This window comes from Segatella salivae DSM 15606 (assembly GCF_000185845.1).
GTDB classification, from domain to species: Bacteria; Bacteroidota; Bacteroidia; order Bacteroidales; family Bacteroidaceae; genus Prevotella; species Prevotella salivae.
In genome coordinates this window covers 1,127,663-1,133,584 of sequence record NZ_GL629647.1, presented here as the reverse complement: position 1 = coordinate 1,133,584, position 5,922 = coordinate 1,127,663, and the positions used below count along the sequence as shown (strand labels likewise).

Sequence of the window (5,922 nt, the reverse complement as noted above, 5' to 3'; positions counted from 1 at the left end):
TTCTTGTACTTCTCTATTATCCTGATGGCTTCGGGCAACAACTTGATACGGCAAAGTACACCTGTCTTCTGCCTGTTGAACTTCAGCCAAAGACTTCCCTCATCATCACGGACAAGATGCGATCTGCTTAACTCCATCAAATCGCAATAGGCTGCACCCGTATGGCAGGCGAAGACAAACAAGTCCCTTGCGGTTTCCATTTCCTCCTCTAACTCTTCAAACTGTATCTTCATTAGTTTGTCAAGCGAACACCTGTCAAGAGCTTTTGGTAGCTTCTTATCTCCTCTTGCTATTTTTGCATTAGCAAACAACAAGGTGTCAGCCAATCCCTCACGGTATGCCAACCTACATACGGTCTTTATTTGGGAAGCGGCACCATAGAAACTGCTCTCTTGAAAACCTAATGTCCCCAAGAAAAAATCTCTAAAATCATAAATAAAGTTTTCAGATAGTTGTGAGAAAGCTAAATCCTCCACCTTATATTTCTCTTCGATGAATGTGCGAAGATTGCCTCGTGTAGAGTGATAATTAGATAGCGTATCTTTCTTAATATCTATTCCAACGTATTCTTCTTTCTCCCTGATAAGCCTATCAAGGCGTTCTATAAGCATACACCGAGATTGTACGCTCCCTTGAAACTGCTCCTTGATGTCCGTGGCAGTAAATGCCTGTCCTTTGGACAGCAATGTTTGATAAGCGGACTGAATGGAAAGTACTAAACTATCCAGCTTTTCGTTCACTTCCACCGCCTCACGGCTCTTGCCCCTCATTCTACTCTCGCGAGGACTCCACAAATCTATATCGCAAGATAGCTTGCAACTAAACTGTGCTATACTCCTTCCAAGTGTGATACGTCCCATAATGGGAGCTTTACCCTGCTTATCCTTTCCGCTCTTTTTGAGGTAGAGCAACACCTTCATCTTTTCTGTTTTCATACGCTTTAATCTTTATGGGCAAAGTTACCCGAATTAAAGCGTTCCTCACTTATGCAGAAAACTGCCGACCGAAGCAACAGGCACACGAGAGAAATAATTTCAGTTACCTACATCTGCATTTCGTTACCTATTCCCAATATGGGTAATGATTTAGTAACTGAACTTCTGCACAAATCTACATATTTCTGCTCTTTTCAATCAGCGCACTTCTATACAGTTAACTCCATTTCTCACTCATTATCAGATAGTTTTCGCATTATACGATAATTCTTCATTTTCCTTGATTAGTTACCATTCGAAATGCGTCATTTTATCGTGTAATTTGCGTCATTTCATCGCATAAAATGAGTCTAATTGCAAGAGCGTTTGCATTCGGTAGTGGGGCGACTTGCTACGAGTTGTGTTTTTGAATCATATATTTCATGATACAATTTATTTTATTTCACGATATGATAACCAAAGAAACTCTGGCTAAAGAAGCCAAAGTTTCTTCTGATTTATATAAATAAGACTATTGAAGACAAGGGATTTCAGCATGATGATTCAATGCCTTTCTGTTTTGAAATGCCTAATTTTTACGCCTTAAGTTTAAAAGAAGTCTCGATGGAATTAATCTCTTCTTTGAATGTATTGTCTATTTTCAATCGGTTTTCTACTTGCGTGCAGCTATGAATTACCGTGGAATGATCGCGATTTCCGACTAATCTTCCGATGCGAGCAGCCGGCATTTTTGTATATTTCTGAGCCAAATACATCGTTACTTGGCGTGCTGTGACAAGGTCACGCTTACGACTTTTGCTATTCACGGCAGTTTGTGTGACGCTGAAATGATTGCAAACCGTGTCGAGAATCTCGTCAACTGTGAGCGGGTTATCATCGATTTTAACAGCCCGTTTGATAACTCTTTCAGCCAAACGCATGTCAATATCGCTGTTATATACAACGCTATAAGCCAGCAACGAGTTGATAACGCCTTCAAGATCACGCACACTTCCGTTAGCAGTTGAAGCGATAAACTGAATTACTTCATCGGGAATATGCAGGCCGTCTCGACGTATTTTACTCTTTAAAATGTCTGTACATAGTTCGACATTTGGCTTTTCAAGTTCGGCAATCAAACCGCAAGAGAATCGTGTTAAGAGTCGTTCGTTCATGCCTTTTAAGTCAACAGGCGGTCTGTCGCTGGCCAAAAGCATTCGTTTTCCGTTGCGGAAGAGGTGATTAAAGATGTGAAAGAAGGTGTCTTGTGTCTTCGTTGCATTGACCCATTCCTGTATATCGTCAACAATAAGCATGTCGATTGTTTGGTAGAATCGAATGAAATCGTTGATTGATCCATGGAAGTTGGCGTCGACAAATTGCGTTTGAAAGAGCCTCGCGCTTATGTAAAGTACGCGCTTTTCAGGGTAAAGCTGTTTGCAACGAAGGCCAATGGCATTGATGAGATGCGTTTTTCCACATCCCGATGGGCCATAGATGAACATAGGATTGAACTGCGGTTGTGCCGGATGTTCAGCGATAGAGAGTCCTAAACTGCGTGCAAGTTTGTTGCTGGTTCCCTCAACATAGTTCTTGAAATTAAGGTGAGGATCGAGTTGAGTGTCTATATCTGCGACCTGAGTATCGTCTTTTGACGACGGAGAAAGCTTTGCTTCTTGCTGTTTTTTGCTTGGTTCAGCGTCGTCACCATCGGCTTCTAAGTCCTGAGTTAGTTTGTGTTCTTTATCTGTTACGACACGATACGTGAGTTGAGCTCCTTCGCCAAACGTGCGATAGAGAACCGTTTTGAGCAATGCTAAGAAGTTTTCTTCCAAGTACTCATAAACAAACAAGCTGGGAACTTGAACTAAGATGGTCTTCTTTTCCTTGTCGTAATGTTCAAAAACGATAGGTTTGAACCATGTTTCAAACTGCTGTTGCGTAACGTTTTGCTTGATGAGCGCAACTGCTTTGCCCCAACTGCTATCAGGACTCACTTTCATTTGTGATTTAGTATATATAATAATGTATGTCTTTCGACCTTTTATTGCGTCGTGACTGCAAAGTTAATAAAAGAATATCAGATAGGCAAATCTATCTCATGAATGTTTTTTGATAAGCTTGGTTAACTCATTCATATATGCGAAGTTATAGGTTTCGCGGGATGATTCAATGCATTTTACGTTTGCAAGATTATAAGATTCTGATTCTAAATGTGTTATATCGTTTTCTAAGTAGCTTTATCTTGTGATGTGAAACGTGATTAAAGGCGACAAAAAATGGCATAATAAAACGGCCCCTGAGTGTTATCAGAAGCCGTGAAACATTTGTGTTTATAATTTAGATGCTTTTTATTTAATCTGCAATCTTTTATTTATCTTTCCTTCCAAAGAGTGAGAAATGAACGTAACGCTTTGGATGTTGACGCACGTTAATCAACAAAGAGTCGGCTGACTGCATGGTTTTGTTGAGGTTGTTATACAAGGATGCATCGTGCATAAGCAGTCCCAATGAACCCTCACGACTATTGAGCTGGTTTGTGAATCCTTTGAGATTGGCGATTGTTTGGTCTACTTGTGCGAGTGTATTTGCCACGTCAAGACGAGCTAAATTGGCTGTAAGTCTGTCGGTGTTTGATAGCGTACTATTCGCCTTATGCATCATTTGAGGAACATTTTTGTTAAGACTTGCCATGAGAACATTTAGCTGTTTACTCGATGTATTGAGGTTGTTTGTGATGCCTTCTATATTGTGTAATGAGTTCGCTAAAGCCGGATCGGCGAGTAAAGCATTGAGATTCGTAAGAATACTATCAAGCTTTGGCAGCATCACTTCTACTGAAGGGAGGAGTCTTGCGACTTTACCCATGAGACCATTATTCTTTGCACCAATGATAGTTTCGCCTGGATTTACACGCTCACGAGGGTTATTTGCCAAGAGCAAATTCATCTTAACGTTGCCCATAATGTCGCTTTCTATCTCGGCAGAACTACCTTTTGGTATGCGAAGATCCTTGTTAACATCAATCTGAACGAGTATATCTCCGCCACGATCATAGTCATATTGGATATGCTTTACAACGCCAACTTTGTATCCATCGGCATAGATGGGGTTGGAAGAAGATAGTCCACTGATGTCCTTAAACGACACATAATAAGTATTATCGTTAGAGAATAGCGACATTCCCTTTAGGAACTCGAGTCCAAAAAAGAGCACAAGGATACCTACTATGGCTACCAGTGCAATCTTGATTTCCTTTGTTAGTTTCATATTTTAATCTTAACTTTTTTACTTTATGCGTTGAATAGCGTTATCTTTTCAATTGAGAGATGCTGTTATTTCTACGAAATGCTGTTATCTTCTCTGCTTAAATTCCTTGATAGCTGCGTTGATATCCATTTTGTTTCCATTCTTAAAAGCGACAATAAAGGCATCGGGGAACTTGTCAAGTATTTGTTTTCGTAGTCTGAAAATCTCGTTATAATTAGTTGAAGCGCCGTAAGTGTATTTGTAAATACCTTCTTTATACGACTCAATATTCGTCAAACCTTTGAAGTATTTATCGTCATTTTTCAAGATGGTTGGACTGGTAAAGAGTTGTATTTTGAATACAGGCTTATCCTTTTCTTGCTTATTTGGTACAGCGCTTGCAGTTTCCTTGCGTGGCTGTTCAACTTTATCGGTGTTGTTGTTTGCCTCTTCCGACTTGACTTCTACACGTCGTTGCTTCTTGCGTTTTGCCGGCTTTTCCGTAGTCGAACCTTGGTAGTCTGTAGGTACAATCTGTGGAATAGTAACCTCTTCTTTTACGGGTTTGAACGGAACGCTAAAGTCGTTATCGTAGCGTTGCCTGTATTTCATGAAGGCATTAAATACGCCTTTCACATACAAGGCTACTGAAGAATCATTATTTAAGAAGTCTTCTTCGTCGGGAGTAGATATGAATCCCAACTCCAAAAGACAGCTTGGCATTGATGTTAAGCGTAGAACGGCAAGATTGTTTTGGTGAGATCCGCCATTAGATCGACCCGTTGAGGCACACACATACTGTTGAAGTAGGCGGGAAAGTTCAACACTTTTCTCTCTGTTTTTATCCGCAATAAACTCATACATGATATCGCTTTCTGCCGAGTTTGTATCAAAACCTTTATAAACGGTTTTGTAATCTTTCTCTAAGTACATTACAGAGTTCTCGCGTTTTGCTACATCAAGGTTGGCTTTTATGCCTCGATCCCCTGAGTGTTCTCCACGACCTAATGTCCAACTTTGAAAGCCACGAGCAGCTCGAGAGCCTGTAACGGCATTGATATGGAACGATAAAAAGAGGTCTGCATTGGCTTTATTTGCGATGTCAGCACGGCCAGCTAAGGTCACGAAAACATCGGTTTTGCGTGTATATATCACTCTAACATCGGGACAATTGTCTTCTACATATTTCCCAAAAGCAAGCGCATACTTGAGTGTTAAGTCTTTTTCTTTGGAGTAAGCACCAGGTGCACCATGGTCAGTTCCACCATGTCCGGCATCTATTACGAGTGTAAACTTACGATTTGCCGCCGTGAGTTGTACGGCAAACAATAACATAGTTATCAGGAAGAATACTTTCTTTCTACGCATAAAACCATTATATCGGGTGACAAAGTTAATGAAAAAATATCATAAAACCTTGAGTTTCATTCAGTTTTTTCGTTTATTATGTGTAGTTCTACGCCTGCACCTGCTGTGTCAGCTCCCATTGGTGGGTTACACTTGGCTACTTTAATGTAGACTTCTTTGATAGTAGGGAAGTGGTCAACGAGGCTTTTTGCAATCCTATAAGCAACGTTTTCAACGAGCTTACTCGGTTTTTTCATCTCCTGTTTTGTTAGTTGATAAACCGTTGCATAGTTCAAAGTGTCTTCTACTTCGTCTGTAACAACGGCATCATCCAACGGGTAGTTAATCTTTAAATCGATTCGATAATCATTCCCAGTTAAACGTTCCTGCGGCATCACACCATGGAAAGCAT

The 5,922-nt window shown here is 40.5% G+C and carries 5 protein-coding genes; all 5 read right to left on the bottom strand.

Features of this window, described 5'->3' with window-relative positions; genetic code table 11:
- Positions 1–935: phage integrase SAM-like domain-containing protein (locus tag HMPREF9420_RS04690; protein WP_007134315.1), on the bottom strand; the 935-nt coding region annotated here is incomplete at its 3' end.
- Positions 936–1,510: 575 nt separating this feature from the next.
- Entirely contained in the window at positions 1,511–2,917 is a 1,407-nt protein-coding gene (gene dnaA, locus HMPREF9420_RS04685) for a chromosomal replication initiator protein DnaA (protein ID WP_007134314.1), read from the bottom strand.
- Positions 2,918–3,284: 367 nt separating this feature from the next.
- Positions 3,285–4,184 carry an MlaD family protein gene (locus tag HMPREF9420_RS04680; RefSeq protein ID WP_007134313.1) on the bottom strand — a complete coding sequence of 300 codons (900 nt, stop codon included), beginning with the start codon at positions 4,182–4,184 and terminating at the stop codon, positions 3,285–3,287.
- Positions 4,185–4,268: 84 nt separating this feature from the next.
- Positions 4,269–5,531, bottom strand: a complete 1,263-nt coding sequence (locus HMPREF9420_RS04675; protein WP_007134312.1) for an N-acetylmuramoyl-L-alanine amidase family protein — start codon at positions 5,529–5,531, stop codon at positions 4,269–4,271.
- 56 nt (positions 5,532–5,587) lie between these two features.
- Positions 5,588–5,922, bottom strand: a 335-nt coding sequence (folB, locus tag HMPREF9420_RS04670; protein ID WP_007134311.1) for a dihydroneopterin aldolase, incomplete at its 5' end; no start/stop codon positions are given.

What these genes read in the sequence shown, in the direction of transcription:
- dnaA (WP_007134314.1), bottom strand. Translation starts at nt 2,917, where the DNA reads ATGAAAGTGAGTCCTGATAGCAGTTGGGGCAAAGCAGTTGCGCTCATC.
- HMPREF9420_RS04680 (WP_007134313.1), bottom strand. Translation starts at nt 4,184, where the DNA reads ATGAAACTAACAAAGGAAATCAAGATTGCACTGGTAGCCATAGTAGGT.
- HMPREF9420_RS04675 (WP_007134312.1), bottom strand. Translation starts at nt 5,531, where the DNA reads ATGCGTAGAAAGAAAGTATTCTTCCTGATAACTATGTTATTGTTTGCC.